Origin of the sequence: Streptomyces sedi (assembly GCF_006335015.1) — a bacterium.
GTDB lineage: Bacteria > Actinomycetota > Actinomycetes > Streptomycetales > Streptomycetaceae > Streptomyces > Streptomyces sedi.
The window spans coordinates 94,202-120,825 of sequence record NZ_VDGT01000009.1; the positions used below are offsets into that span (position 1 = coordinate 94,202).

General features: G+C 73.5%; 24 protein-coding genes and 1 tRNA gene. 14 read left to right on the top strand and 11 right to left on the bottom strand.

Features of this window, described 5'->3' with window-relative positions:
- Window positions 1-208: 208 nt before the first annotated feature.
- The 10 genes from FH715_RS13840 (at window position 209) to FH715_RS13885 (ending at window position 13,372) form a co-directional block, all read left to right on the top strand.
- Window positions 209-973: an IclR family transcriptional regulator gene (locus FH715_RS13840; RefSeq protein WP_139644981.1), complete on the top strand. Its 765-nt coding sequence runs from the start codon at window positions 209-211 to the stop codon at window positions 971-973.
- Between the two features lie 150 nt (window positions 974-1,123).
- Window positions 1,124-1,939 carry an MIP/aquaporin family protein gene (locus FH715_RS13845; RefSeq protein WP_139644984.1) on the top strand — a complete coding sequence of 272 codons (816 nt, stop codon included), beginning with the start codon at window positions 1,124-1,126 and terminating at the stop codon, window positions 1,937-1,939.
- An 81-nt stretch (window positions 1,940-2,020) separates the two neighbouring features.
- The gene (glpK, locus tag FH715_RS13850; RefSeq protein WP_139644986.1) at window positions 2,021-3,565 is read left to right on the top strand and encodes a glycerol kinase GlpK; all 1,545 of its coding nucleotides are present in this window, start codon (window positions 2,021-2,023) and stop codon (window positions 3,563-3,565) included.
- 6 nt (window positions 3,566-3,571) lie between these two features.
- Window positions 3,572-5,224 (top strand): glycerol-3-phosphate dehydrogenase/oxidase, encoded by a 1,653-nt coding sequence (locus FH715_RS13855; protein WP_139644988.1) that lies wholly within the window; start codon window positions 3,572-3,574, stop codon window positions 5,222-5,224.
- Between the two features lie 76 nt (window positions 5,225-5,300).
- The gene (locus FH715_RS13860) at window positions 5,301-6,923 is read left to right on the top strand and encodes an ABC transporter substrate-binding protein (protein ID WP_246108738.1); all 1,623 of its coding nucleotides are present in this window, start codon (window positions 5,301-5,303) and stop codon (window positions 6,921-6,923) included.
- An 11-nt stretch (window positions 6,924-6,934) separates the two neighbouring features.
- Entirely contained in the window at window positions 6,935-7,885 is a 951-nt protein-coding gene (locus FH715_RS13865; RefSeq protein ID WP_139644992.1) for an ABC transporter permease, read from the top strand.
- Window positions 7,882-8,745: an ABC transporter permease gene (locus FH715_RS13870; RefSeq protein WP_139644995.1), complete on the top strand. Its 864-nt coding sequence runs from the start codon at window positions 7,882-7,884 to the stop codon at window positions 8,743-8,745. Before FH715_RS13865 ends, FH715_RS13870 begins: the two co-directional genes overlap by 4 nt.
- A gap of 101 nt (window positions 8,746-8,846) precedes the next feature.
- Window positions 8,847-10,529 carry a dipeptide ABC transporter ATP-binding protein gene (locus FH715_RS13875; RefSeq protein ID WP_246108749.1) on the top strand — a complete coding sequence of 561 codons (1,683 nt, stop codon included), beginning with the start codon at window positions 8,847-8,849 and terminating at the stop codon, window positions 10,527-10,529.
- 443 nt (window positions 10,530-10,972) lie between these two features.
- The gene (locus FH715_RS13880) at window positions 10,973-11,950 is read left to right on the top strand and encodes a PAC2 family protein (RefSeq protein ID WP_139644997.1); all 978 of its coding nucleotides are present in this window, start codon (window positions 10,973-10,975) and stop codon (window positions 11,948-11,950) included.
- A 120-nt stretch (window positions 11,951-12,070) separates the two neighbouring features.
- Window positions 12,071-13,372 carry a S1 RNA-binding domain-containing protein gene (locus FH715_RS13885; RefSeq protein ID WP_246108739.1) on the top strand — a complete coding sequence of 434 codons (1,302 nt, stop codon included), beginning with the start codon at window positions 12,071-12,073 and terminating at the stop codon, window positions 13,370-13,372.
- Between the two features lie 179 nt (window positions 13,373-13,551).
- On the opposite strand, the gene mshC is transcribed toward FH715_RS13885, so the two are convergent.
- The 5 genes from mshC to FH715_RS13910 all read right to left on the bottom strand — a co-directional run bounded on the left by mshC (window position 13,552) and on the right by FH715_RS13910 (window position 18,273).
- Window positions 13,552-14,781: a cysteine--1-D-myo-inosityl 2-amino-2-deoxy-alpha-D-glucopyranoside ligase gene (mshC, locus tag FH715_RS13890; RefSeq protein ID WP_139644999.1), complete on the bottom strand. Its 1,230-nt coding sequence runs from the start codon at window positions 14,779-14,781 to the stop codon at window positions 13,552-13,554.
- A gap of 105 nt (window positions 14,782-14,886) precedes the next feature.
- Entirely contained in the window at window positions 14,887-15,735 is an 849-nt protein-coding gene (locus FH715_RS13895) for an SCO1664 family protein (RefSeq protein ID WP_139645001.1), read from the bottom strand.
- The gene (locus FH715_RS13900) at window positions 15,696-16,289 is read right to left on the bottom strand and encodes a DUF3090 domain-containing protein (RefSeq protein ID WP_139645003.1); all 594 of its coding nucleotides are present in this window, start codon (window positions 16,287-16,289) and stop codon (window positions 15,696-15,698) included. Before FH715_RS13900 ends, FH715_RS13895 begins: the two co-directional genes overlap by 40 nt.
- A gap of 90 nt (window positions 16,290-16,379) precedes the next feature.
- Entirely contained in the window at window positions 16,380-17,072 is a 693-nt protein-coding gene (locus FH715_RS13905) for an MSMEG_4193 family putative phosphomutase (RefSeq protein WP_139645005.1), read from the bottom strand.
- Window positions 17,073-17,223: 151 nt separating this feature from the next.
- Window positions 17,224-18,273: an LLM class F420-dependent oxidoreductase gene (locus FH715_RS13910; protein ID WP_139645007.1), complete on the bottom strand. Its 1,050-nt coding sequence runs from the start codon at window positions 18,271-18,273 to the stop codon at window positions 17,224-17,226.
- Between the two features lie 84 nt (window positions 18,274-18,357).
- On the opposite strand from FH715_RS13910, the gene FH715_RS13915 reads away from it, so the two are divergent.
- Window positions 18,358-19,344: an aldo/keto reductase gene (locus FH715_RS13915; RefSeq protein ID WP_139645009.1), complete on the top strand. Its 987-nt coding sequence runs from the start codon at window positions 18,358-18,360 to the stop codon at window positions 19,342-19,344.
- Entirely contained in the window at window positions 19,341-21,242 is a 1,902-nt protein-coding gene (locus tag FH715_RS13920) for a helix-hairpin-helix domain-containing protein (protein WP_246108740.1), read from the top strand. The genes FH715_RS13915 and FH715_RS13920 overlap by 4 nt, the downstream gene beginning before the upstream one ends.
- A 1-nt stretch (window position 21,243) precedes the next feature.
- Here the strand turns inward: FH715_RS13920 and FH715_RS13925 are convergent, their stop codons facing one another.
- Window positions 21,244-21,927 (bottom strand): hypothetical protein, encoded by a 684-nt coding sequence (locus tag FH715_RS13925; RefSeq protein WP_139645013.1) that lies wholly within the window; start codon window positions 21,925-21,927, stop codon window positions 21,244-21,246.
- A 47-nt stretch (window positions 21,928-21,974) separates the two neighbouring features.
- On the opposite strand from FH715_RS13925, the gene FH715_RS13930 reads away from it, so the two are divergent.
- A complete protein-coding gene (locus FH715_RS13930; protein WP_139645015.1) occupies window positions 21,975-22,163 on the top strand; it encodes a DUF5703 family protein in 189 nt (62 codons plus the stop codon).
- Between the two features lie 118 nt (window positions 22,164-22,281).
- Here FH715_RS13930 and FH715_RS13935 read toward each other — a convergent pair whose 3' ends face one another.
- The 3 genes from FH715_RS13935 to FH715_RS13945 form a co-directional block, all read right to left on the bottom strand.
- The gene (locus tag FH715_RS13935) at window positions 22,282-22,956 is read right to left on the bottom strand and encodes a chaplin (RefSeq protein WP_139645017.1); all 675 of its coding nucleotides are present in this window, start codon (window positions 22,954-22,956) and stop codon (window positions 22,282-22,284) included.
- A 145-nt stretch (window positions 22,957-23,101) separates the two neighbouring features.
- A complete protein-coding gene (locus FH715_RS13940) occupies window positions 23,102-23,335 on the bottom strand; it encodes a chaplin (protein ID WP_139645019.1) in 234 nt (77 codons plus the stop codon).
- A gap of 145 nt (window positions 23,336-23,480) precedes the next feature.
- Window positions 23,481-24,797, bottom strand: a complete 1,317-nt coding sequence (locus tag FH715_RS13945; RefSeq protein ID WP_139645227.1) for a M20/M25/M40 family metallo-hydrolase — start codon at window positions 24,795-24,797, stop codon at window positions 23,481-23,483.
- 220 nt (window positions 24,798-25,017) lie between these two features.
- Between FH715_RS13945 and FH715_RS13950 the strand changes: the two genes are divergently transcribed.
- Window positions 25,018-25,105: transfer RNA gene (locus FH715_RS13950), tRNA-Leu, on the top strand.
- A gap of 504 nt (window positions 25,106-25,609) precedes the next feature.
- Here FH715_RS13950 and FH715_RS13955 read toward each other — a convergent pair.
- Both FH715_RS13955 and FH715_RS13960 read right to left on the bottom strand, forming a co-directional pair.
- Window positions 25,610-25,831 (bottom strand): hypothetical protein, encoded by a 222-nt coding sequence (locus tag FH715_RS13955; RefSeq protein WP_139645021.1) that lies wholly within the window; start codon window positions 25,829-25,831, stop codon window positions 25,610-25,612.
- 32 nt (window positions 25,832-25,863) lie between these two features.
- Window positions 25,864-26,553, bottom strand: coding sequence for an acyl-CoA-like ligand-binding transcription factor (locus FH715_RS13960; RefSeq protein WP_139645023.1), 690 nt, complete (start codon window positions 26,551-26,553; stop codon window positions 25,864-25,866).
- Window positions 26,554-26,624: the final 71 nt, after the last annotated feature.

Consider the following 26,624-nt stretch of genomic DNA (forward strand, 5'->3'; position numbering starts at 1 on the left):
CCAGAGTGCGACGGCTGTCGGCTATGCGCGCGCCAGCGGCGTGCGCACACCAGCAGCCTAACCGGCCGGCGGCGGCTGGGACCTGACCGTTCCGGCAAACGGACGGCCTTAAACTCAGTTCTGGCCTGGGGGTATCGACATCCCCCACTCTGGTTCGACAATGTCGAACGGTAACTGTTGGCGAGACGGGACGCAGGGAGGCGGCCTCATGGCTCGGTCCATCCAGTCACTGGAACGCGCGGCGGCGGTGCTGCGACTGCTCGCCGGCGGTGAGCGACGGCTGGGTCTTTCCGACATCGCCTCGGCCATAGGGCTGGCGAAGGCCACCACCCACGGGCTGCTGCGCACGCTCCAGCAGGAGGGCTTCGTCGAGCAGGACGACGCCTCGGGGAAGTACCAGCTGGGCGCGGAGCTGCTGCGATTGGGCAACAGCTACCTGGACGTGCACGAGCTGCGGGCCAGGGCGCTGGTGTGGACCGACGACCTGGCCAGGTCGAGCGGCGAGAGCGCCTATCTGGGCGTGCTGCACAAGGGCGGGGTGCTGATCGTCCACCACGTCTTCCGCCCCGACGACAGCCGCCAGGTGCTGGAGGTGGGCGCGATGCACCCGCTGCACAGCACCGCGCTGGGCAAGGTGCTGGCCGCGTTCGACCCCGTGGCGCACAACGAGGCGATGGAGTCGGACTTCGCCTCGATCACGGCGGCGACCGTGACGGAGCCCGCGGCGTACGACCGCGAGCTGGCGGGGGTGCGGGCGCGCGGCTGGGCGAGCGACGTCGGGGAGACCTGGGAGGGCGTCGCCTCGGTCGCGGCGCCGATCGTGGACCGGCGCCGGATGCCGGTCGGGGCGGTCGCCGTCACCGGAGCGGAGGAACGGGTGCTGGACGGCTCGGAACCGCGATCCGCGCTGGTGGCGGCCGTGCGGGACTGCGCGAGGGCCGTGTCGCGAGACCTCGGAGCCGGTCGATTCTAGGACAATCAGGACACCGGAGAGGGACCTGACGCGTACCCACTTGACGGAGTCCCCGCCGGGGAGAACACTGCCGTGCGTTGGTCGATAATGTCGAACAGTGGACGGATGTCGGCCAGGAATCCCCCTGGACGAAGGACAAAGGAGTCGCGGGTGTCCAGCTCCGATATCTTCTTCGGCGAGGTGCTCGGCACCGCCGTACTGATCCTGCTCGGTGGTGGCGTCGTCGCCGGCACCGTTCTCAAGAAGTCGAAATCGTTCGAGGCCGGCTGGGTCGTCATCGCCCTCGGCTGGGGCATGGCGGTGCTCACCGGCGCCTATGCCTCCACCCAGCTCTCCGGCGCGCACATCAACCCGGCGGTGACCCTCGGCATCGCCATCGACACCGGCGAGTGGGGCGACGTGCCCACCTATGTCGCCGGGCAGATGCTCGGCGCGATGATCGGCGCCGTGCTGGTCTGGCTGGCCTACTACGGCCACTTCCAGGAGCACCTGCTGGCCCGCGAGGAGGTCAGCGGCTCCGTCACGCCGGGGCCGAAGGCGTTCGACGAGGGCGCGAAGCGGACCGCCGAGCGCCGCCCCAGCGACCCGAACCAGCCGGGCCCGGTGCTGGGGATCTTCTCCACCGCCCCCGAGATCCGCAACACCGTCCAGAACCTCGCCACCGAGATCATCGCCACCGCGGTGCTGGTCATCGGCGTGCTGACCATCGGCGTCAACGACGACCTCGCGCTGTCGGGCACCGGCCCACTGATGGTGGCGCTGATCGTGCTCGGCATCGGCCTCTCGCTCGGCGGCCCCACCGGCTACGCCATCAACCCGGCACGCGACCTCGGCCCCCGCATCGTCCACGCGCTGCTCCCCCTGCCCAACAAGGGTGGTTCCGACTGGGGCTACTCCTGGATCCCCGTCGTCGGCCCCCTGATCGGCGCCGCGATCGGCGCCACGATCTTCAACCTGCTCTTCTGACCGCGTCTTCGGCGCTTCCCACCACGGAAACGGGTACCCGCGACCGCACGACCGCAACTCCACGACCAGGAGCCGCACACCATGTCTGACGCTCAGGACCCCGCACTCACCACCGAGTCACGCGAGTACATCGCCGCGATCGACCAGGGCACCACCTCCAGCCGCTGCATCGTCTTCGACCGCGACGGCCGCATCGTCTCCGTCGAACAGAAGGAGCACGAGCAGATCTTCCCCAAACCGGGCTGGGTGGAACACGACGCCAAGGAGATCTGGACCAACGTCCAGGAGGTCGTCGCCGGCGCGCTGGCCAAGGCCGAGATCACCAAGGAACACGTCAAGGCGATCGGCATCACCAACCAGCGCGAGACCACCCTGCTGTGGGACCGCACCACGGGCGAGCCGGTGCACCACGCCATCGTCTGGCAGGACACCCGCACCGACGCGCTCTGCCGCGAACTGGGGCGCAACGTCGGCCAGGACCGCTTCCGCCGCGAGACCGGGCTGCCGCTGGCCTCCTACTTCGCCGGGCCGAAGATCCGCTGGCTGCTGGACAACGTCGAGGGGCTGCGCGAGCGCGCCGAGCGCGGCGAGATCCTCTTCGGCACCATGGACTCGTGGGTGATCTGGAACCTCACCGGCGGCACCGAGGGCGGCGTGCACGTCACCGACGTCACCAACGCCTCCCGCACCATGCTGATGAACCTGCGCACGCTGCGCTGGGAGGAGCGGATCTGCGCGTCGATCGGCGTGCCGATGGAGCTGCTCCCGGAGATCCGTTCCTCCTCCGAGGTCTACGGCCACGCCAAGGGCGGCGCGCTGGACGGGGTCCCGGTGGCCTCCGCGCTGGGCGACCAGCAGGCCGCGCTCTTCGGCCAGACCTGCTTCTCGGTCGGCGAGGCCAAGTCGACCTACGGCACCGGAACGTTCCTGCTGATGAACACCGGCCACGAGGCGATCAACTCCTACGCGGGCCTGGTCACGACCGTGGGCTACCGGATCGGCGACCAGCAGCCGGTCTACGCGCTGGAGGGGTCCATCGCGATCACCGGCGCGCTGGTGCAGTGGATGCGCGACCAGATGGGACTGATCCACAGCGCGGCCGAGATCGAGACGCTGGCCAGCTCCGTGGAGGACAACGGCGGCGCCTACTTCGTCCCCGCGTTCTCCGGCCTCTTCGCCCCCTACTGGCGCTCCGACGCCCGGGGCGTGATTGCCGGTCTGACCCGCTATGTCACCAAGGCGCACATCGCGCGGGCGGTGTTGGAGGCCACCGCCTGGCAGACCAGGGAGATCGTCGACGCCATGCACAAGGACTCCGGCGTCGAGCTGACCTCCCTGAAGGTGGACGGCGGCATGACCTCCAACAACCTGCTCATGCAGAAGATCTCGGACTTCCTGGACGCGCCCGTGGTGCGCCCCATGGTCTCCGAGACCACCTGTCTCGGCGCGGCCTACGCGGCCGGGCTCGCCGTCGGCTTCTGGTCCAACGTGGAGGACCTGCGGGCCAACTGGCGACGCGCGGCGGAGTGGACGCCCGAGATGGACCCGGCCGAGCGCGACCGGGAGTACCAGTTCTGGCTCAAGGCCGTGCAGCGGACCATGGGCTGGCTCGACGAGGAAGGCTGACATCAGATGAACACCCCGCACCCGACAGCCGAACCGGCCGCCGTGACCCGCGCCGAACGGCGCGCCGAGACCCGGCAGCGACTGGGCGAGGCGACCTACGACCTGCTGGTCATCGGGGGCGGCATCCTGGGCACCTCGGTGACCTGGCACGCCGCCCAGTCGGGGCTGCGGGTGGCGATGGTGGACGCCGGCGACTTCGCCGGCGCCACCTCGTCCGCGTCCTCCAAGCTGGTGCACGGCGGTCTGCGGTACCTCCAGACCGGTGCCGTGCGGCTGGTCGCCGAGAACCACCACGAGCGGCGCGTGCTGGCCAAGGACGTCGCCCCGCACCTGGTCAACCCGTTGACGTTCTATCTCCCCGTCTACGAGGGCGGCCCGCACGGCGCGGCCAAGCTCGGCGCGGGTGTCTTCGCCTACTCGGCGCTCTCCGCCTTCGGTGACGGGGTCGGCCGGGTGCTCAGCGCGAAGAAGGCGGCGGCCAAGGTGCCGGGGCTGCGCACCGAGGGCCTGAAGGCCGTCGCGGTCTACGGCGACCACCAGATGAACGACGCGAGGGTCGCCGTGATGACCGTGCGCGCCGCCGCCGAGTCCGGGGCGACCGTGCTCAACCACGCCGAGGTCACCGGGCTGCGCAAGAGCGCGGGCCGGGTCACCGGCGCCGAGCTGCGGGACCGGCGGGACGGCTCGGAGTTCGGCGTGAACGCGCGGCTGGTGCTCAACGCCACCGGGCCCTGGGTCGACCATCTGCGGCGGATGGAGGACCCGGGCGCGGCGCCGAGCGTGCGGCTCTCCAAGGGCGTGCACGTGGTGATGCGGCGGACGGCGCCCTGGCCGGTCGCGCTGGCGACGCCGGTGGACAAGTACCGCATCACGTTCGCGCTGCCCTGGGAGGACCAGCTGCTGCTGGGCACCACGGACGAGACCTACGAGGGCGACCCGGGCGAGGTCGCGGCGACCGAGGCGGACATCGCCCAGATCCTGGACGAGGCCGGCCACTCGGTGCGCGACGAGCAGCTGGACCGGGACCTGATGACCTACGCCTTCGCCGGGCTGCGGGTGCTGCCCGGCGGCCCGGGCGGGGTCGCCAAGGCGAAGCGGGAGACGGTGGTCACCGAGGGCGCCGGCGGGATGCTGTCGGTCGCCGGCGGCAAGTGGACCACCTACCGCCACATCGGGCGGACCGTGCTGCGCAAGCTGGCCAAGCTGCCGGGCGAGCCGCTGGGCAACGAGATGGAGCCCGTCTCCGACCTGGTGCGCCGGGTGCCGCTGCCGGGTGTCGCCCGCCCCAACGCGGTCGCCCACCGGCTGCTGGCCGACCCCGACCTCGGGGAGCTGCTCGGCCCCGCGACGGCGGGCCATCTGGCGAGCCACTACGGTTCGCTCGCCTTCGACATCGCCGAACTGGTCCGCAGGGACCCGGCGTTGGGGGAACGGGTGCATCCGGACAGCCCGGAGATCGTGGCGCAGCTCGTCTACGCCAGGGACCACGAGTGGGCCGAGACCGAGGACGACGTGCTGCGGCGGCGCACCACGTTGACCATCAGGGGCCTGGACACGCCCGAGGTGCGCGAGCGGGTGGCCGAGGTGCTGGGGCGCGAGGGCGGCGCTCACGCCGAGGGGAGCGCCCCCGCCGAGGGGGATGCCCCGCCGGCCGCATAGACCATCCGCTCTTCATACCACGTCAATACCGGGGGGAGAGACTGAACCGACTCAGGGCCAGAAGGAGTTGTCGCCCGTGCGGTTCAGTCATCCCTCCCCCGTCCGACGCCGTGCCACCGTTCCCGCCGCGCTGCTCTGCGGCGCGCTGCTGCTCGCCGGCTGCGGCGCCAACGCCTCGTCCTCTGCCGGCGGCGACGCCGGGGAACCCGTCGAGGGCGGCGAGCTGACCTTCGCCCTCGCCTCGGCGCCCACCTGCGCCGACCCGCAGCAGGTCGCCACCAACGACTCCCTCTACCCGGCCAGGCAGCTGGTGGACTCGCTGACCGACCAGGACCCGGAGACGGGCGAGATCGTGCCGTGGCTCGCCGAGTCCTGGGAGGTGAACGAGGACGCCACCGTCTACACGTTCACCCTCCGCGACGACGCGACGTTCAGCGACGGGACGCCCGTCGACGCGGAGGCGCTGCGGCTCAACCTGGACGGCATCGCCGCGCTGGGCGCCAGAGCGCCGCTGGGGCACAGCTATCTGACCGGCTACCGCTCGACCGAGGTGCGGGACACGCACACCGCCGAGGTCGCCTTCGACCGGCCCAACGCCCAGTTCCTCCAGGCCACCACGACGCCCGCGCTCGGCCTGCTCGCGCCCGCCACCCTGGAGCGCTCCCCCGGCGACCGCTGCACCGAGGTGGTGGGCTCGGGGCCCTTCGTGCTGGAGGAGTACCGCGTCAACAGCTCGGTGACGCAGGTGCGCAGGGAGGACTACGCCTGGGGCTCCTCGCTCTGGGAGGCGCCGGGCGCGGCCCGGCTGGAGCGGCTGACGTTCGAGGTGATCGCCGAGTCCGGGGTGCGCACCGGCGGGCTCTCCTCGGGGCAGGTGGACGCGATCGGCGGGGTGGCCCCGCAGGACGAGGCGACGCTGGAGGCGAGCGGGCTGACGCCGCACCGCCGCGCCAACCCGGGGCTGCCGTTCTCGCTCTTCCCGCAGCTGGAGCGGCCCCTCGTCTCCGATCCGGCGGTGCGGCGGGCCGTCTCGCTGGCGATCGACCGGCAGGAGATCGTGGACACGGTCCTCTCCCCCTCCTACCGCCCGGCGACCAGCTCCCTCGCCTCGACCACAGATCTCTACGCCGACCACTCCGCACTGCTGACCCACGACCCGGAGACCGCCGCCTCGCTGCTGGCCGAGGCCGGCTGGCGGGAGGGACCCGACGGCGTGCTGACCAAGGACGGCGAGCCGCTGCGGCTGACCCTCGTGTGGGGCGCCAACTTCGGCCCCAACCAGCCGGCGTTGGAACTGATCCAGCAGCAGCTGCGCGCGGTCGGCATCGACGTGGTGCTGCGGACGGTCACCGCCGCCGAGTACAACGGCGTCCGGGAGGAGGGCGACTACGACTACGCCTGGTCCAACACCACCCGCACCGACCCCGACATCCTGCGGGCCGCGTTCTCCGACACGCTGGCGAACTTCTCCCGGGTGGACGACCCCGCGCTGGAGGAGCTGCTGAACGAGCAGAACGGCACGGTGGATCCCGAGGTCAGGGGCCCGCTGGTGGAGCGGCTCCAGGGCGAGCTGCTGGAGAAGGGCTATCTGGTCCCCGTCTTCGAGCTGACCACCGTCCTCGGGTACGGCGGCGACGTCCACGAGCTGGACTTCGAGGCCAGCTCGCGGCTCCAGTTCCACGACACCTGGCACGGCTGAGCGGCGGGCCGATGGGACGCTATCTGACGCGCCGGCTCCTCCAGGCGGTGCTCGTGCTGTGGGCCGCGTACACCGTCTCGTTCGCCGTGCTCTACCTGCTGCCCGGCGACGCGGTCGAGATCATGGCCGCCGGCGGCGGGGAGATCACCGAGGTCACCGACGAGCAACTGGACGCGGTGCGGGCCGAGTACGGGCTGGACGCGCCGCTGGCCGAGCAGTACCTGGACCGGCTGGGCGCGGCGCTCACCGGCGACCTCGGCACCTCGGTGCAGACGGGGGAACGGGTCACCGCGTTGATCGCCGAACAGCTGCCGGCGACGCTGCGGCTCACGGCCTCGGCTGGCGCCCTGGCGCTGCTGCTCGGCTCCGCCGTGGCGCTGGCCGGCGCCCACACCAGGCGGCCCTGGCTGCGGCAGACGCTGCTGTCGCTGCCCGCGCTCGGCGCCTCGGCCCCCACGTTCTGGGTGGGGCTGCTCCTGATCCAACTGGTCTCCTTCCGCTGGGGGCTGCTGCCGGCCATCGGCGACCAGGGCTGGCAAAGCCTGGTGCTGCCGGCGCTCACCCTGGCGCTGCCGACCTCCGCGGTGCTGGCGCAGGTCTTCGCCAAGAGCCTGCGCGACGCGTGGGAGGAGCCCTATGTGGCGACCGCCCTGGCCAAGGGCGCGAGCCCGGCCCGGGTCACGTTCCGGCACGCCGCGCGCAACGCCTCGCTGCCCGCGCTCACGGTCTTCGGCGTGCTGGTGGGCAACCTGCTGGCCGGCTCCGTCGTGGTGGAGACCGTCTTCTCCCGCACGGGCGTGGGCCGCGTGACGGCCACCTCGGTCACCGTCCAGGACATCCCCGTGGTGCAGGGGCTGGTGGTGCTGGGCGCGGTCGCGTTCGTGCTCGCCAACCTGGCGGTGGACCTGGTCTACCCGTTCCTCGACCCGCGGGTGACGACCGGAGGGGCGGTGGCGCGGTGAGTCTCGTGGAACGGGCGCCCCGCGCGCCCCACCGGGCGGGGAGCGCGCTGCGCGCCGTGGCGCGCGCGCCGGGGCTGCTGCTGTCGGTGGTGGTGCTGGTGCTGGTGGCCGTCGCCGCCCTCGCACCCTCGCTGCTCACCGGCCAGGACCCGCTGACCGGGGTGCCGGCCGACAAGCTGCTGCCGCCCAGCGCCGAACACCCCTTCGGCACCGACCAGTTGGGCCGCGACCTGCTCACGCGCACGGTGCACGGGACCGGTCCCACGCTGCGCGCGGCGCTGCTGGCCGTCGCGGTCGGCCTGATCCCCGGCTCCCTGCTCGGCCTGCTGGCCGGCGCGCTGGGCGGCGCGGTCGACGACCTGCTGATGCGGTTCGCGGACGTGCTGCTGGCGATCCCCGGTCTGCTGCTGTCGTTGGCGCTGATCACCGCGTTGGGCTTCGGCACCACCCGGGTGGCCGTCGCGGTGGGGGTGGTGGGCGTGGCCGGCTTCGCCCGGGTGATGCGCGCGCAGGTGCTGCGCGTGCGGGAGAGCGCGTATGTCGAGGCGGCGCACGCCTCCGGCACCCGCTGGTCGGGCGTGCTGCTGCGCCATGTGCTGCCGGGGGCGTGGGGGCCGGTCGCGGTCTTCGCCGCCGTGGAGTTCGGCACGGTCGTGCTGGCCATCTCCTCGTTGAGCTTCCTCGGGTACGGGGCGACGCCGCCGCAGCCCGAGTGGGGCTCGCTGGTCGCCGGCGGGCGCGACTACCTGGCCACCTCCTGGTGGCTGACCACGCTGCCCGGGCTGACCATCGCGCTGACCGTGCTGGCCGCCAACCGGGTCGCCCGCGCCCTGGACCACGAAACGAGGGAGGCACCGTGAACGAGCCGGGCACCGCGCACGAGCCGGGCACCGCGCACGAGCCGGGCACCGCGGAGACGGAAGGCGCCGCGCGCGCGGAAGGACGGCGCCCCGGGCCGGCCGTGCCGGGCCGCCCGCTGCTCTCGCTCAGCGATCTGCGGGTGAGCTACCGCACCCGGCGGGGGGTGGAGGAGGCCGTGCGCGGGGTGAGCCTGGACGTCGCCGCCGGCGAGGTGGTGGCCCTGGTCGGCGAGTCCGGCTCGGGGAAGAGCACCACGGGACAGGCGGTGCTGGGGCTGCTCCCCGCCGGCGGGGTGCGGGAGGCGGGCCGGATCGTCTTCGACGGCACGGACCTGACCCGCGTCGACGCCCGCCGGCTGCGCTCGCTGCGCGGCCGGGAGATCGCCCTCGTCCCCCAGGACCCCACGGTCTCGCTCAACCCGGTGCGGCGCGTCGGCCACCAGGTCGCCGAGGCGTTGCTGATCCACCGGCTCGCCGACCGGGCGGAGGCCGCGGAACGCGCGGTCGCCCTGCTGGAGCGCGCCGGGGTACCGGAACCCGCCGTGCGCGCCCGGCAGTTCCCGCACCAGCTCTCCGGCGGGCTGCGCCAGCGGGTGCTGATCGCCGTCGCGCTGGCCGCGGGGCCGCGGCTGCTGATCGCGGACGAGCCGACCAGCGCGCTGGACGTGACGGTGCAGCGCCAGGTCCTCGACCACCTGGAGACGTTGACCCGCTCCAGCGGCACCGCCGTGCTGCTGATCACCCACGACCTGGGGGTGGCCGCCGACCGGGCCCGGCGGATCGCGGTGATGTCCGGGGGCGTGATCGTGGAGGCCGGGCCGACGGAACGGGTGCTGGGCGCGCCCCGGCACCCCTACACCAGGGCGCTGCTGCGGGCGGCGCCCAGCCTGGACGGCGCGCGGGCGGTGCGCGGCGCCGGGCCGCGCGAGCCGGGGCGCCCGCCGCTGGCGCGGGGCGAGGAGCTGGTCAAGGAGTTCCCCGGGCCGCGCGGCGCGCCCGCGCACCGCGCGGTGGCGGGGGTGAGCCTTCAGGTGCGTGCCGGTGAGACCCTCGCGCTGGTCGGGGAGTCCGGCTCCGGGAAGTCCACCACGGCCCGGATGCTGGTGCGGCTGACGGACGCCACCTCGGGGCGGGTGTTCTTCGACGGCGAGGACATCACCCGGCTGGGCGGCGCGCGGCTGCGCCGGCTGCGCCGCCGGGTGCAGATCGTGCAGCAGAACCCCTACGCCTCGCTCAACCCCCGTTTCTCCGTGGCCGAGGTGATCGGCGAGCCGCTGCGGGCGTGCGGGGTCGGCCCCCGGCGGGTGCGCTGGGCGCGCGCCGCCGAGCTGCTGGAGCGGGTCGGGCTGCCCGCCGGGACGCTGCACCGGCGGCCGGGGGAACTCTCCGGCGGGCAGCGGCAGCGGGTGGCGATCGCCAGGGCGCTGGCGCCGGAACCGGAGCTGGTGGTCTGCGACGAGCCGGTCTCCGCGCTGGACGTCACCACCCAGGCCCAGATCCTGGAGCTGCTGACCACGCTCCAGGACGAGTTGGGCGTCGGCTACCTCTTCATCTCGCACGACCTCGCCGTGGTGCGGCGCATCGCCCACCGGGTCGCGGTGATGCGCCGGGGGGAGGTGGTGGAGGAGGGGGACGTCGAACGGATCTTCACCTCCCCGGGGCACGACTACACCAGGGAGCTGCTCGACGCGATCCCCGGCTCCCGGACGCGGGCCGTCCCGCCCGCCGGCCCGGACGCCGCCCCCGGCGGGCGGGACGGGCCCTGGGAGGTGACCACGGCCTGACATCCGCCGCCCGGTGGACGGCCCGACCCCGGGGGGGGGAACGGCACCTCTCGCGTCAACGCGGCCCCCGAAATTCCCCTCTCCACGGTGAGGGGGCATCGATTCGTTGACGGCGTTGACAAGGATGCGCGGACCGGAGTAACTGTGCCCTCCCCCACACGCCCCGGGGGCGCGCGGCGAACGCGCCGGTGAAGCCCACGCACGCCCGGCGCCACCTGTGGGCACGCGACGCCCCACGCGCGCGCGGGCGGACACCGAACGGCGCCGCTCCGCGTCCGGGCGACTACCCCGTGAGAGTGAACGTCCGGCGACAAGCCTGCCCCGGGCAGGCGTACGAGGACGGCCTGTTGGGCACGGTCACGCCGTAGGCTGGGGCCGCACGGAAACTTATGGCAGCCGGGGTGGGACTACACCGTTCCGTCCCGGCCGGGAGGAGGCGCTGGGTGATCGAGCTCGACGGAGTTCCCGAGCTGGTTGACCCGGTCATGGTGGCCGCGTTCGAAGGCTGGAACGATGCTGGTGACGCCGCCTCCGCAGCGGTGGCGCATCTGGAACGTGAGTGGAAGGGCGAGGTGTTCGCGGCGCTCGACGCCGAGGACTACTACGACTTCCAGGTCAACCGCCCGCACATCTGGCTGGACGGCGGCGTGCGACGCATCACCTGGCCCACGACCAGGCTCTCCGTGGTACGGATCGGCTCGGAGGACGGCCCGGTCAGGCGCCGGGACCTGGTCCTGGTCCGGGGGATCGAGCCCAGTATGCGCTGGCGCTCGTTCTGCAACGAGATCCTGGGCTTCGCCCACGAGTTGGGCGTGGAGATGGTCGTGGTGCTCGGCGCGCTGCTCGGCGACACCCCGCACACCCGCCCCGTCCCGGTCACCAGCGTGACCTCGGACGAGGACCTGGCCCGCACCCTGGACCTGGAGGAGTCCCGCTACGAGGGCCCCACCGGCATCGTCGGCATCCTCCAGGAGGCGTGCGGCCACGCCGGCGTCCCCGCCGTGACGCTGTGGGCCGCCGTGCCGCACTACGTGGCGCAACCTCCCAACCCCAAGGCGTCGTTGGCCCTGCTCCACGCGCTGGAGGACCTGCTCAACCTGGGCATCCCCATGGGCGACCTCGCCGAGGACGCCCGCGCCTGGCAGATCGGGGTCGACCAACTCGCCGCCGAGGACAGCGAGGTGGCCGAGTACGTGAAGTCCCTTGAGGAGGCCAGGGACACGGCCGAGCTGCCGGAGGCCACCGGCGAGGCCATCGCCAAGGAGTTCGAACGCTATCTGCGCCGCAGGGACGGCCAGCCGCCGACCGGCGAGCAGGGCTCCTACCTGCGCGACCCCGGCACCCACCGCCCCCGCAGGCCCCGCCCCCAGGAGGGCGAGGGCGGCCAGCCCGAAGCGGGCGGCAAGGAGCCCGAGGAGTAGCCGCCGACGGCGGGTCCCTCTCATGCGACGCGCGTCAACTCCCTTTTCGAGCGGCGGGAGTTGGCGCGCGTTCCTCTTTTACCCCGTCGCACGTTCCCGTCGTCCGTATACTGCGTCTCCGTGAGCGGAACGCGGTCCGACGACATCTCGCCTCCCTCACCCCCGGCGGGCGGTGACAGGCTTCCGCACGTCTACCGAGTCACCAAGTACGACCCCGCCGACCGTGACGAGCGGGGCCGCTACACGGGTGACGCGTCCGCCGAGAGCGACCGGGGACCGGTCGAAGCCGCGTATCTGGAGACCGTCGCCGCCTTCGCCGAGGAGTCAGGCGTGGACCACCTGGCCGTGCGGGAGCCGGAGTTCGGGAGCTTCCCCGGCGCGGGACCGCTGGCCGGTGTTCTGCCCGGCGGTCTCGCGGCCTTCCACGACGGGGCAACGGTGTCGGTCCGGACCGGCGTGGCCCTCGTCCGGGCCATGCTCCGCGAGGCCGGGCTGTGGTGCCGTCTTGAGGTGCCGGGAGCGTTCGCCGCGCACGTCGGCTGGGACCAGTACCTCTATCTCGGCAGTCGCCACCCCTGCACCTCCGCGCTGGCCCGCGCCCGGTCCCTCGGGCTGTTCCCGGAACGGCTGGACGCCTCCCCCTACGACTTCGTCCCGGACGACCCGGACCAGGTGTCACGTCCCGCGGACGACGACTTCTGGGCGCGTCTGCGCTGGCTGGTGGCCGTTCACGGCACCACGCTGCTGGAGGAGACCCCCGCCGCCAACACCACCCGGTGGCACCGGCTGACCCGCGACACCGTCGACGCGGTGCGCGCCGGCCTGGCCCCGCGCGCCCGGCTGGCGGTCTGGACCGACCCGCTCACCGACGTCGAGACGGCCCTGGCCACGCTCTCCGACGACGGCGCGGTGGAGATCCTCCGGGAGGACGACGACGGCCGGATCACCGGCACCGTCCTCGACGATCCCCGGCCCGAGACGGTGGCCACCCGACTCGCCGGCGCACGGGCCGCGACGGTCCTCCCGCTGGCCCTCGACGGGCGCCGGCCGCTGTGCACCGCGGTGCTGCCCGACGGCGACGGCGTCCTCCGCGCACGCTGGCAGACGGACGCGACACCGGGCGACCGCGACTGGGCCTTCCTGCGGACCCTGCGGCGCGGCCAGAGCGTCACCGGCACGGTGACGGACATCGCCAACTTCGGCGTCACGTTCGTGGACATCGGCGGCTTCACCGCGATGATCAACCTTCCGGAGCTCTCCCGGCGCCCGTTCGCGCACCCGTCCGACGTCGTCCGCGTCGGTCAGGAGATCACGGCGAGGATCCTCGACGTCGACATGGTGCGGGAGCGGGTCTCGCTGTCGCTCCGACCGCCGCGGGAGGCCCCCGGCCGGGGAGGGCGGAGCACGTCGGGCAGCCGGTGAGGGGGCCTCACGGGTAGGGCGACCGCCGAGGCCCCCGGCGTGACACCGCGGCCACGGTCCCGCGCCCGAGCCCCCGTTCCGTGCGTTCGTCCCGCGCCCCCGTGACGGGAAACCCCGGCGCGGGGGCGCCTCGACGCCCGCACCGCACCGGAGCCCCTCCCGGTCAAGGGCGGCAAGCCCTACAGCGCGACGCCCAGCAGCGCGTCCACCGCGCGGCTGACGACGCCGGGGGCGCCCGGGGCGTCGCCGCCCTCGCGTTCCTGGGTCTCGGCCCAGCGGTCCACGGCGCGCAGCGCCGCGGGGGCGTTCAGGTCCTCGGCCAACGCGGCGCGGACCTCGGCGACGAGGGCGTCCGGCGACGGCCCCTCGGGGCGCGAGACGGCGTGCCGCCAGCGGGCCAGTCTGGCCTCGGCCTCCGCGAGGACGGCGTCGGTCCACTCCCAGTCGGCGCGGTAGTGGTGGGCCAGCAGCGCCAGCCGGATCGCCGCCGGGTCGCGGCCCTCCGCGCGCAGCTGGGAGACCAGCACCAGGTTGCCCTTGGACTTGGACATCTTCTCGCCCTGGTAGCCGACCATCCCCGCGTGCACATAGCTCTGCGCGTAAGGGTGTTCGCCGGTGAGCACGCGGGCGTGCGAGGCGCCCATCTCGTGGTGCGGGAAGGCCAGGTCGGAGCCGCCGCCCTGGACGTCGAAGCCCATCCCGAGGTGGTCCAGCGCGATGGCCACACACTCCACGTGCCAGCCGGGCCGGCCCCGGCCGAGGCTGGCACCCTCCCAGGAGGGCTCGCCCTCGCGGGCGGCCCGCCACAGCAGCGGGTCCAGCGGGTTCTTCTTGCCCGCCCGCTCCGGATCGCCGCCGCGCTCGGCGGACAGCCGCCGCATCTCGTCGGCGTCCAGCCCCGCGACCGAGCCGAAGCGGTCGTCGGACGCCACGGAGAAGTAGACGTCGCCGTCCACGTCGTAGGCCGCGCCGCTCTCCCGCAGCCGCTCGATGAGCGGAACGATCCGGGGTATGGCCTCGACCGCGCCCACATAGTGCTCGGGCGGCAGCATCCGCAGCGCGGTCATGTCCTCGCGGAAGAGCGCGGTCTCCCGTTCCGCCAGCGCGGCCCACGGCTCGCCGGTCGCCTCGGCCCGCTCCAGCAGCGGGTCGTCGATGTCGGTGACGTTCTGCACGTAGTGGACCTGACGCCCGGAGTCGAGCCAGATCCGCTGCACGAGGTCGAACGCGGTGTAGGTGGCCGCGTGACCCATGTGAGTCGCGTCGTAGGGGGTGATGCCGCAGACGTAGAGCCGGGCGACGGGGCCGGGCGACAGCGTGACGGAACGCAGGCGCGCGGTGTCGTGGATCGTCAGATCCGGGCTCTGACCGGGCAGAACGGGGACCTTGGAAGCAGGCCAGGCATACATGTCACCGAGCCTAACCGCCGCCGCCCGCCCCCCACGAGCGGGCCCGCGCAGGCCGAAGGGCTCCCGCCCCGCGGGCGGAGGCGCCCGGAGCAGCGGCCAGGGCGCTCAGACCAGCGGCCAGGGGATCGCCGGCCACTCACCGCCCGGCAACGGGTGCGTGCCGGACTCCCGCAGCGCGTCGACGCGTTCCCGCAGCGCCGCGCACTCGGCGGCGGTCAGCAGCCCGGCCAGCCGTTCGGCCAGTTCCCGCCCCTCGGCCAGCTCGGCCCGCAGCCCCTCCAGCGCGGCACGGATCTCCTCCGGCAGCGGCTCGCCGGCCCAACCCCACAGCAGAGTGCGCAACTTGTTCTCGGTGTGGAAGCTCACCCCGTGGTCGATCGCCTGGATCCGGCCGTCGGGGAGGGGCAGCAGATGGCCGCCCTTGCGATCCGCGTTGTTGATCACCGCGTCCAACGTCGCCAGCCTGCGCAGCGCCTCGTGGTCGGCGTGGACCAGCAGCGCCGTCCGGCCCTCGGCGACCTCGGCGAGGCCGACGGCCTTCCAGCCGGGCCCCGGCTCCTCGCCCTCGACCAAGGCCAGCAGCCCCTCGTCCGGCCCCCGGCCGAAGTCGGGCGCGTCCGGCGGCGGCCCCACCCACAGCTGGACCATCCCCGTGCCGAACGGGCCCTCGCGCAGCACCGTCGGCGGCACCAGATCCCAGCCGAGCGCGCGGCAGACCTCGTGGGCCGCGACCTCGCGCTCGGCGAGGGTGCCGTCGGGGAAGTCCCACAGCGGACGCTCCCCCGACACCGGCTTGTAGACGCAGTGCAGGGTGCGGCCGTCCCGTTCCACGGTGGAGTAGAGCACCGCGTTGGAGGCGTCGGCGATCCGTCCGAGCACCGTCAACTCGCCCTCGGCGAGGATCTCCCCCGTGGTCACGTCTGGCTGCGCCGGTATCCGTTCTGCCGCGGGCATACATGTCCCTCCGGGTCGAGCGGCAGGCTGCACAGCGGGCAGGGCGGCCGGCCGGCGTTGACGACTTCCAGCGCCCGCTTCGCGAAGGCGCGTGCCATGGTGCCGCTCAGCCGCACCCGCAGCATGGGCGGTCCGTTCTCGTCGTCCCGCAGCAGCCGCTCCTCGGCCTCCGCGAACTCCTCCTCGGAGTCCGCCTCCACCTCGACCAGCGCCTGCGCCTCGACGATCATGCGCTCGGCCTCGCCGTCCCAGGCCAGGGCCATGGTGCCGACCCGGAACTCCTCGTCGACCGGCGAGACCAGCGGCGCGGTGTCGGAGATCTCGGAGGGCGCGACCGCCGGGACCGTCGTGTTGCCGCCCGAGCGGCGCACCACCTCGTCCAGCAGCTCGTCGATGCGCTCGGCCAACGCCTCGACCTGCGCTTTCTCCAACGCGACACTCGTGGTGCGGCCGGCCGCCGACGCCTGTAGGAAGAACGTGCGGCGGCCAGGCAACCCGACGGTCCCGGCGACAAAGCGTTCGGGAGGGTCGTAGAGGAAGACCTGACGGGACACGTACTGCTCCGGGGACTCGATTGCGGGGACAGGTGCACCCTACTGCGCCTGACGATCACCGCGCCCGGGGACCGCCAGGTGGAACGCGGACTACGCCCCGCCGCCGACGGGGGACCTGGTGGACTCGTCCGTGTCCCTGGCCGCGGCCTCCGTGTGCGGCACGAACTCGCCCAGGTCACCGGTGTCGCCGAAGCGCAGCAGCAGCGGCGGTTCGCCGTAGCGGATCGCGGTCACCGAGGCGGGGTGCGGCAACAGCCGCTGGAACAGGTCGAGATGCATGCCCAGCGCGTCGGCGACCACCGCCTTGATGTTGTCACCGTGGGTGCAGGCCAGCCAGACCGCCTCCGGCCCGTGCTCCGCGGCGATCCGCGCGTCCCACTCGCGCACGGCCGCCACCACGCGGTGCTGCACGTCCCGCAGCGCCTCGCCCTCGGGGAAGACGACGGCGGACGGCTGGGTGCGGACGGTGCGCATCAGCTCCGTCTCGGCGAGGTCCCTCAGCGGCTCGTTGGTCCAGCGGCCGTAGTCGCACTCGATCAGTCGCTCGTCGGAGTGGACCGCGACATCCGGGCGCGCCTCGTGCAGCGGCGCGACCGTGCGGGCGCAGCGCAGCAGCGGGCTGTGCACGACCGCGGCCAGCGGCACCCCGGCCAGCCGGCCCGGCAGCGCCGCCGCCTGCTCCTGACCGTAGGCGTCGAGGTCGACACCGGGGGTGCGGCCGGCGAGCAGCCCCGAGGAGTTGGCGGTGGTCCGGCCGTGCCGGAGAAGCAGCAGCGTGGGCATGGCGACCAGGGTAGAGCAGTCGGGGGAACGGGCCGGGGGCCGCCCGTCCCCCGTGCGGGGGACACCTGTCGCGTGCCACCGGCCGTGCGTCCGTCCGGCCCGCGGCTCCCGTACGCCCGTCCGGCCCGCGGCTCCCTTGTGCCCGGCGCCCTCAGGCGAGCCCGGCCCGCTCCAGGGCGGTGACGCCCGCGCGCAGACCGGCGAACCGCTCCTCGCGGCTGAATCCGGCCGGCGCCAGCGAGAGCGTGGTGGCGCCGGCGTCGGCGAAGGCCCGCATCCGGTCGGCGATCCGCTCGACGGGACCGATCAGCGTGGTCGCGTCGATCAGCTCGTGCGGCACAGCCGCGGCGGCGCCGTCCCTGTCGCCCGCGAGATAGCGCTCCTGGATGGTGTCGGCGGCCTCTCCGAAGCCCATGCGGTGGGCGAGCCGGTGGTAGAAGTTCTGCTTGCGGCTGCCCATCCCGCCCACGTAGAGGGCCGTGTACGGACGGAAGTGGTCGGCGAGCGCCGTCAGATCGTCACCGACGGCCAAGGGAACGGTCGGCACCAGATCGAAACCGTCCATCGTCTGACCGATCTTCTCCCGGCCGGCCCGCAGCGGCGCCAGCGTGGTCTCCTCGGCGTGCTCGGGCGAGAAGAAGATCACCAGCGCGCCGTCGGCGATCTCGCCGGTCTGCTCCAGGTTCTTCGGGCCGATGGCGGCGATGTACAGCGGGACGCGCTCGCGGATCGGGTGCACGGTCAGCTTGATCGGCTTGCCGGGTCCTTCGGGCAACGGCAACGTCCAGTGCTCGCCCTGGTGGGTCAGCCGCTCGCGGGACATGGCCTTGCGGACGATCTCCACGTACTCCCTGGTGCGGGCCAGCGGGCGGTCGAAGCGGACGCCGTACCAGCCCTCGGAGACCTGCGGCCCGGAGACGCCGAGGCCGAGCCGGAACCGGCCGCCGGAGAGGCTGTCCAGCGTCGCGGCGGTCATCGCCGTCATCGCCGGGGTCCTGGCCGGGATCTGGAGGATCGCCGAACCCACGTCGATCCGCTCCGTCTGCGCCGCGACCCAGGACAGCACGGTCGGCACGTCCGAGCCGTACGCCTCCGCGGCCCAGCAGACCGCGTAGCCGAGCCGGTCGGCCTCCTGGGCGACCGCCAGGTTGTCCGCGTCCATCCCGGCGCCCCAGTAGCCGAGGTTGATTCCGAGCCGCATGAGATCCCCTTCAACGACGCCTACTCGCCGGTAACGCACCGGTCACTGGGACTGTAGCGTGCCCCGCAAGTACGCTCAACGGCCATGGATCTCAGGCATCTCGGCCGCACCGGCCTGCGCGTCTCCCGCCTAGGGCTCGGCACCCTCACCTGGGGCAGCGAGGTCGACGAACGCGGGGCGGCCGGGTTGCTCAAGACGTTCTGGGCGGCCGGCGGCACACTCGTGGACACCGCCGACGTCTACGCGGACGGCGAGGCGGAGCGGCTGCTGGGGCGGCTGCTGGACAGCGCGGTGCCGCGCGCGGACCTGGTGATCGCCACCAAGGCGGGCAGCGTTCCCGACCCGGACCGCAGGTTCGACACCTCGCGCGGGCATCTGCTGGCCGCGCTCGACGCCTCGCTGGCGCGGCTGCGCACCGACCACGTCGACCTGTGGCAGGTCCACGCCTTCGACCAGGACACCCCGCTGGAGGAGACGCTCCAGGCCGTGGACGTGGCGATCGCCACCGGCCGGGCCCGCTACGCGGGGGTCTCCAACTTCAGCGGCTGGCAGCTGGCCAAGGCGGCGACCTGGCAGCTCGCGGCCCCCGTCGGGCGGAACCGGCTCTCCAGCACGCAGATGGAGTACTCGCTGCTGCAACGCGGCGTGGAGCGCGAGGTGTTGCCGGCCGCGCTGGACCTGGGGCTGGGGCTGCTGCCGTCCTCGCCGCTGGGGCGCGGGGTGCTCACCGGCAAGTACCGGGAGGGGGCCAGGCCGGCGGACTCGCGGGGCGCCTCGGACATGCTGTCGGGCTTCGTGGCGCCCTATCTGGAGGAGCCGGCCGGCCGGATCGTGGACGCGGTCGCCATAGCCGCCGACGGCCTCGCGGTGACCCCGGGGCAGGTGGCGCTGGCCTGGGTGCGGGACCGGCCGGGGGTGGCGTCGCCGCTGCTGGGGGCGCGCACGGTGCGCCAGTTGGAGGAGGCGTTGTCAGTGGAGGCCCTTAGTCTTCCCGATGAGATCCGCCGGGCGCTGGACGACGTGTCGGCCCCGGTGCACCACTACCCCGACCAGGACTGGAGTTCGCTGTGACCTCCGAGCACGCCACCCCCGCCGCCGATCCCGCGGCGGAGCTGCGGGCCGCCGTGCGGGCGGTGGAGAGCGGTGAGCGCTCCGCCGCCTCCTTCTACCACCGCCCCGAGCCGCCGCGGGCGCCGGCGCCGCCGCCGGAGCGGCGCGGGCCGGCGGGGCGGGCGGCGGTCCCGGTGCCGGACGGGCTGCCGGGGCTGCTGGCCGCGGGGGGCGCGCCGGAGGCGCTGGCGCCCCGGGTCGCCGCCGCGCTCGGGGAGGACGCGGAGGCGGAGCTGCGCGCCGACCCGTGGCGGCTGCTGGCGACGCCGGGCGTCGCGCCGGGCCAGGCCGACGAGTTCGCCAGGGCGCTGCTGGGCGACGAGGCGGGTCCCGCGGACGAGCGGCGCGGGCAGGCGTTGATCGGCTGGCTGCTGGAGCGCGCGGCGCTGGCCGGGCACACGGCGCTGGAGCCGGGCCGGCTGGCCTCCGGGCTCGCCGAGCACGCGGTGCCCGAGCCGGAGGAGGCCGTCAGGGCGGCCATCGAGGAGGGCGCGGTGCTGGTCTTCCAGGACCGGGGCGCCCCGGCGGACGCGCCGGCGGCCGAGGGCGAGGAGCCCGAGGTGCGGCTGCTGGTCGGCCTGGAGCGCTACGCGATGGCCGAGGAGGGCCTGGCCGACGGGCTCGGGCGGCTGCGCGGCACCTTCGCCGCGCCCGGCGGCGAGGCCGCCGAGGGCTGGGCGGCAGCCGCCGCCGAGGCGCCGAGCCCCTCGGCCGCCGAGCTGATCCGCGCGGCCGGCGAGGCCGCCGTGGTGACGCACACGGGCGGCGAGGCGTCCAGGGCGGAGCCGCTGGCGCTGGCGCTGGCCGCCGCGCGGCTGGGGCTGCGGGCCGCCGTGGCGGCCCACCAGCCGGACGGGCGGCGGCGGTTGGCGTCCGCGCTGGGCGGCGAGGCGCCGGTGGCGGCGGTGACGGTGTCCGGGCTGCTGGACGGCCACGAGGGGCCCGAGCGGGACGGCGAGGGCCGGTTCCCGTGGGACCTGCTGGTGGTGGTCGACGCGGAGCGGCTGGCCGCGGAGCCCGCGGCGGCGCTGGTGGAGTCGCTGCCGGACGGCGCCAGGCTGGTGCTCAGCGGCGACCCGCTGCTGCTGGGCTCGGCGGGGCCGGGTCAGGTGCTGGCCGATGTGCTGGCCTCCGGCCGTTTCCCCAAGGTCGTCTCCCGGACCCCGGACCCCGGGCCCGTCGGGGAGCTGGTCTCCGGGATCGGCGTCGGCGAGCTGGCGAGCGTCGAGGCGCCGGACCGGGAGGTGGTGATCGTCCCGGTCGCCGACCCGGGCGAGGCGGTCCACCGCACGGTCCAGCTGGTGACGGAGTCCATCCCGCGCGCCTTCGCGCTGGGCGTCGAGCAGGTGCAGGTGATCGTCCCCGGGCACGGCGGCCCCGCCGGCACCCGGGCGCTGAACGCGGCACTCAAGGCTCGGTTGAACGCGGGCCCCGGCGCGTTCGGCGGCTTCGACCCGGGCGACCGGGCGGCCCACTCCCCCGCCCCCGGCCAGCTGCGGCTGGTGCGGGTGGTGGAGGCCGACGAGCGCGGGCTGTGGGTCGAGGACGAGGACGGCAGGTTCGTGGTGCCCAGGGAGCGGGTGGCCGAGACGCTGCGCCACGGCTGGGCGGTCACGGCGCACCAGGCGGCCGGCGCGCGTTGGCCCGCCGTCGTCGCCGTGCTGCCGGGGGACGCGGCGGGCGCGCTGGACCGCCGCTGGGTGTACACGGCGTTCGGCCGCGCCGCGCGCCATCTCTCCGTGGTGCAGGGATGCGGGCCGGCGTTGGAGCGCGCGGTCGCCGCTCCCCCGGCGGGCGAGCGCGAGACGCGGCTGCGCGCGCTGGTGCGCGAGCAGCCGCAGGCGCCGCCGGCGGGCTGAGTCAGCCGCCCAGCCAGCGCGGTACCTCGTCGACCGCGTCCAGCGCCTCGTCGTCGAACGCGTCGCTGATGTCGAAGCGGCAGATGACGCGTTCGGCGTCGACGGCGTCGAAGGGGGCGGCCAGCCACTCCCCCGGCTCGGCCGGCTCCTCCTGGGCGGTCACCCAGAGCGTCGCGTCGCCCTCGGTGAGGCCGAACTCCTCGTGGCGGGAGGCGATCTCGTCGGGGTCGAACTCCCCGAAGAGCACGCTGAGCGCCGTCTTGACGCTGCGGCCGGCGGCGGGTTCGGCCGGGGCTCCCTCGTTCTCCACGCCCTCGGCGTCGAGTTCGGCGATCCGCTCGGCCTGGCCGAGCAACTGCCCCGGCTCGGAGACCAGGTAGTCCCGCCGCATGAAGACGCTGACCACCTCGGGGTCCTCGGGGCCGTCATAGGCGGCACCGTCGGAGGCCGGCACCTCGAAGGGCGTGACCTCGTCGTAGACCTCGTACAGCAGCTCGTCGTACACCTCGCCCGCGGCTGCCATCTCGTTGAACGCGGCGAAGACCTCGGCGTCGGCCGCCTCGACCTCCGCGTCGGTGGCCGCCGTGCGTCGTTCGATGGCGGCCAGATGCCGGTCGAGCGCTCGCTTGAGCGCCTCCGAGGCGGCACGGACTTCGGCAGCCGTGGGCTGCGCAGCATCAGACATGGTGCAGACGGTATCGGCATCCAGGGCTTGGCCGCACAATAGATTCGATGCCGGAATACGAGTTTCGCGATGTGTATGTGCCACGTGGGGTCTCGCGAGCCGCCACGACCCGTCTGCTGACCGAGCACGCCGAGTACGGACACTGGGAGTTGGCCAAGCTCCGCCTCTACCCGGACGGGAGCCGCCAGGTGCGGCTGAAACGACGGATCATCCGCCAGCTGCGCCCCACCTGGTGACGTCGTGGCCGCCCGGTCGGGGCGGCGACGGCCGCGAAGAACACCCCCGGACATGACGAACGAGTGGGTCCGCCGGGACCCACTCGTTCAGGTGGCGTGCGCCCGTGGGCGCGAGGGCTCAGCCCTGCTGGGCCGTCCGCGTCCTGCGGTAGAGCAGGGTGCCGCCGAGCACCAGGCCCGCGCCGACCGGCACGGCGGCCATCAGCGCGAAGTTGCCGCCGGTCGCGGCGAGTTGGGTCTCGACCGGGGTGTCCTCCTCGACCGGGGTGGTCTCGGAGACCAGCTCCGGGGACGGGCCTTCCGGCTCGGACTCCGGCTCCGGCTCCTCAGCCGGGGTCTTCGGCTCCTCGGGCTCCTGCTCCGGGTGGGGCGCCCGCTCCTGCGGGGCCGCCCCGTTGACGCAGTCGTTGCCGGAGGCCGGGTTCCCGATGCCGACCACGTCGACGCTGTTGCCGCAGGCGTTGACCGGCACCTCGATGGGCGCCTGGATGTTGTTGCCCGAGATCACGCCCGGCGAGTTGCTGGCGCCGCCGCTGGCGTGCGCGCCGCCGCCCTCGTTGACGCAGGTGTTGCCGAACGCCGGGTTGAGAAGCCCGACGACGTTGATCGTGTTCCCGCAGACGTTGACCGGCACGTGGACCGGGGCCTGCACGGAGTTCCCGGAGACGACCCCCGGTGAGTTGGCCGCGCCGCCCTCCGCTTCGGAGTCGGCGAACGCGATACCGCCGGTCGCTGCCAGCACGCCGCCGGCGGCGAAGACGGTGAGCAGGCCGTTTCGCGTGACCTGTCGCATGGTTGTTTCCCCTGACTTGCTTGGGATGGCCGCGGGGTGGGGGGTGAGGGCACCCGCGCCCGACGTAGCGCCTGGGCGGCCCCGGCGCGCGCGATGGCGCTCCGGGGCCGCCGGCTCAAGCCCTCGGTGAGATGGGGGACGGGCTTCAGGCGTTGATGCAGGTGTTGCCGAACGTGGGGTTCAGCAGGCCCACGACGTCCACGGTGTTCCCGCACAGGTTGATCGGGAGGTGGATCGGCACCTGGATGTTGTTGCCCGAGATCACGCCGGGGGAGGCGACAGCGGCACCGGCGGCACCCGAGTCCGCGACCGCGAGCCCGGCACCGGCCAGCGCCAGGCCGCTGGCGGCTGCCGCAGTGGCGACGACCTTCTTGATCATTACTTCCTCCTCATTGACAACGCGGACCCCAGCCGGGGACTGCACCTGTTGCAACGAGAAGGTCAAAACAAGGGCACGAAACCCCGTCGGCATTCACCTGACCTGAGGAATCCCGCACGTCCGAACGATTTTGGACCCCCCTCGTTCAGCACTGGTCCAGGAAACGGTCGAGCACCCGTACGCCGAACTGGAGCCCGTCAACCGGCACCCGCTCGTCCACACCGTGGAACATCCCGGCGAAGTCCAGCTCCGGCGGCAGCTTCAGCGGCGCGAAGCCGAACGAGCGGATGCCCAGATCGTCGAACGACTTCGCGTCCGTGCCGCCCGACAGCATGTACGGGACCGCCCGCGCGATCGGGTCCTCCGCGACCAGCGCCGTCTGCATCGCGTCGACCAGCGCCCCGTCGAAGGTGGTCTCCAGCGCCTTGTCGCTGTGGATGTCCTCCCGCCGCACGCGGGGGCCCAGCACGCGGTCCAGGTCGGCGAGGAACTCCTCCTCGAACCCCGGCAGGAACCGCCCGTCCACCGCGGCCGTCGCCTGGCCGGGGATCACGTTCACCTTGTAGCCGGCGTCGAGCTGGGTGGGGGCCGCGGTGTTCTGGAGCGTGGCGCCGATGATCTTGGCGATGCCGCCGAGCTTGGCGAGCGTCTCGTCCATGTTCTCCGGGTCGAGCGGGGTGCCGAGCGCGTCGGACAGCTCGTCGAGGAAGGAACGCACCGTCTTGGTCACCCGCACCGGGAACCGGTGCCGCCCCAGCCGGCCCACCGCCTCGCACAGCTCGGTGATGGCGTTGTCGTCGTTGGTCATCGACCCGTGGCCGGCCGTCCCGTCGACGGTCAGCCGCATCCAGTGCATCCCCTTCTGGGCCGTCTCCACCAGATAGAGCCGCAGCTTCTCGTTGACGGTGAACGAGAAGCCGCCCACCTCGCTGATCGCCTCGGTGACGCCCTCGAACAACTCCGGGTGGTGATCGACCAGATGACGCGCGCCGTAGACGCCGCCGGCCTCCTCGTCGGCGAGGAACGCCACCACCACGTCCCTCGGCGGCTTCCGCCCCGAGCGCAGCCGCTCGCGCACGACGGCCAGCGTCATCGCGTCCATGTCCTTCATGTCGACCGCGCCGCGCCCCCAGACGCAGCCGTCGGCGATCTCGCCGGAGAACGGGTCGTGCGTCCAGTCGTCGGCGTTGGCCGGCACCACGTCGGTGTGGCCGTGGATCAACAGCGCCGGCCGGGACGGGTCCTCGCCGGCGATCCGGGCCACGGTGGAGGCGCGGCCCGGGTGGGACTCGAAGATCCGCGGTTCGAGGCCGACCTCGGCGAGCTTCTCGGCCACGTACTCGGCGGCTACCCGCTCCCCCGGGCCCGAATGGTCGCCGTAGTTGCTGGTGTCGATCCGGATCAGCTCGCGGCAGAGGTCGACGACCTCCTCCTCGGCACGGCCGAGGCCACCGTCCGCCACGCTCTCCCGGGCGGCGCCGCCCTGGCCGGGGCTGCTTGCGCTCACAACTGCCTCCTCCTGCGGTACGTCCCCTCATCCTCCCCCCGACCGGCCCCGTCCCCAAGGCCGTGGGCCGCTCACCCCTCGCGGGGCGGGCTCGGGGGCCGGCGCGTCATCGGGGCCCTGACCTTTGCTATGGTTTCCCTCGTCGGCGCGGCCCACGAGGTCGCGCGTTCACCTCGTCCGGGTGGCGGAATGGCAGACGCGCTAGCTTGAGGTGCTAGTGCCCGTTTAAGGGCGTGGGGGTTCAAGTCCCCCCTCGGACACCACATCTTCCCAGGGCTGACCTGCGGGTTCTCTGCGGTCAGGGGCTCTCGGAGGCCCCATGTGGCCAGCCGCGTGGCCAACGCGGGTGATCGTTTTCGCTCAGGTCGTGATCGCGGCCAGTCCGGTCCGGGCGACGCTGGAGCCCACCCACTTCTTCACCAGGTCGACCCGACGGTAGCGGCACGCGCGCATTCTGTAACCCCGACTGCGGTGGCGGGCGTTCGCCGCCGCCTCGACGGGGCTCTCCCCGGCGTCCAGGCCATTGCTGTCTTGTGGCGCGGGGACCGTAGAGGCGGGTCCCCTCCCGTGCGCCAGCGGGTCGTCGCCTTGTCGGGCCGCCGAGAGCCTCGCCCCGCCACATCGAGGAGGGGCGAGTCGTTCGACCGGGAGTCGCGGATCCGTCGTTCAGCAGCCCGGGCACGTTGTCCGTTCTCGCTTCGCGCCCCGTCCGGTCGTCCGCTCGAACGTCCGAGTTCGTGGATGAGGCTGAGGAACGGGGAGAGAGGTCAGTCGGTTTCCCATACGACTTCCCAACCGGATTCTCGGAAGAACTCCTCGACGGATGGAAGATCCTCGACCCAGTAATCGCCAGCGTCCGTGCGGAATGCGCGATCCCGGCCGACGAAAACGTAGAAGGCCGTTGGGTCCCCCGGCATCCGCTCCACCTTCACATAGCTTCCCAGATCCCGGCCCGCGACGATGCGGCCCACGATCCCGATGCGCGGCACGTGGCGACTCCCGAAGTCGTGGATGGTCCGGCTCAGGGGCCGGTCGGCGGGGGCCGTAGCCAGGGTGTCGCGCTCGGGGGTGTCGCGGGCGTGGGCCGCTCTCCCCGTCCCGGGCGGCCCGGCTCGCCGAGCCCCGTTCCGACCCCGCGCAGCACCGCGCTCAGCAGATCCGGATAGGAGCGGGTCTCCTCCGTGTCCAGCCAGTGCCGCAGCGCCGCACGGATCGCGCCGACGGCGACAGAGGCGGCCAGACCGGGAAACAGGTCCACGCGCGGATCGGTGCCGGTGCGGGCCGCGATGACCTCCGCGAGCGAACTCTCGATGCCGGCATAGGCCTTGAGCTGCTCGGCCTCCAGCGAGGGGGTGTCCCTGATCAGCCGGGCGCCCATCTTCCACTGCTCCGAGTCGTCGGGCCGCACATGCTGGATCGCCGCCTCAGCGATCGCGTCCCACAGCGGCAGCTCCGGCGGCTGGGAGGCGACCGCGTCACACAGTCCGGTCGCGCGCGCGAGCACGAGGCTGACGATCGCCTCCTGCTTGCTGGAGAAGTAGTTGTTGAACGTCCGAGGCGAGACGCCGACCGCGGCGGCGATGTCCTCCACGAGGACGCTCTCCAGCCCGCGCGCAGCGGCCAACCGCAGCGCGGCCTCACTCAACGCCCGCCGGGTGGCGAGCTTCTTCCGCCCGCGCAGACCCAGTTCCCCGCCCGGATGATGGCCCATGCCCTCACCGTAGCGATCTCCGCGTGCGCCACGCGACTTCGCCCGTTCGCTGCCCCGGGCTGCCGATGAGC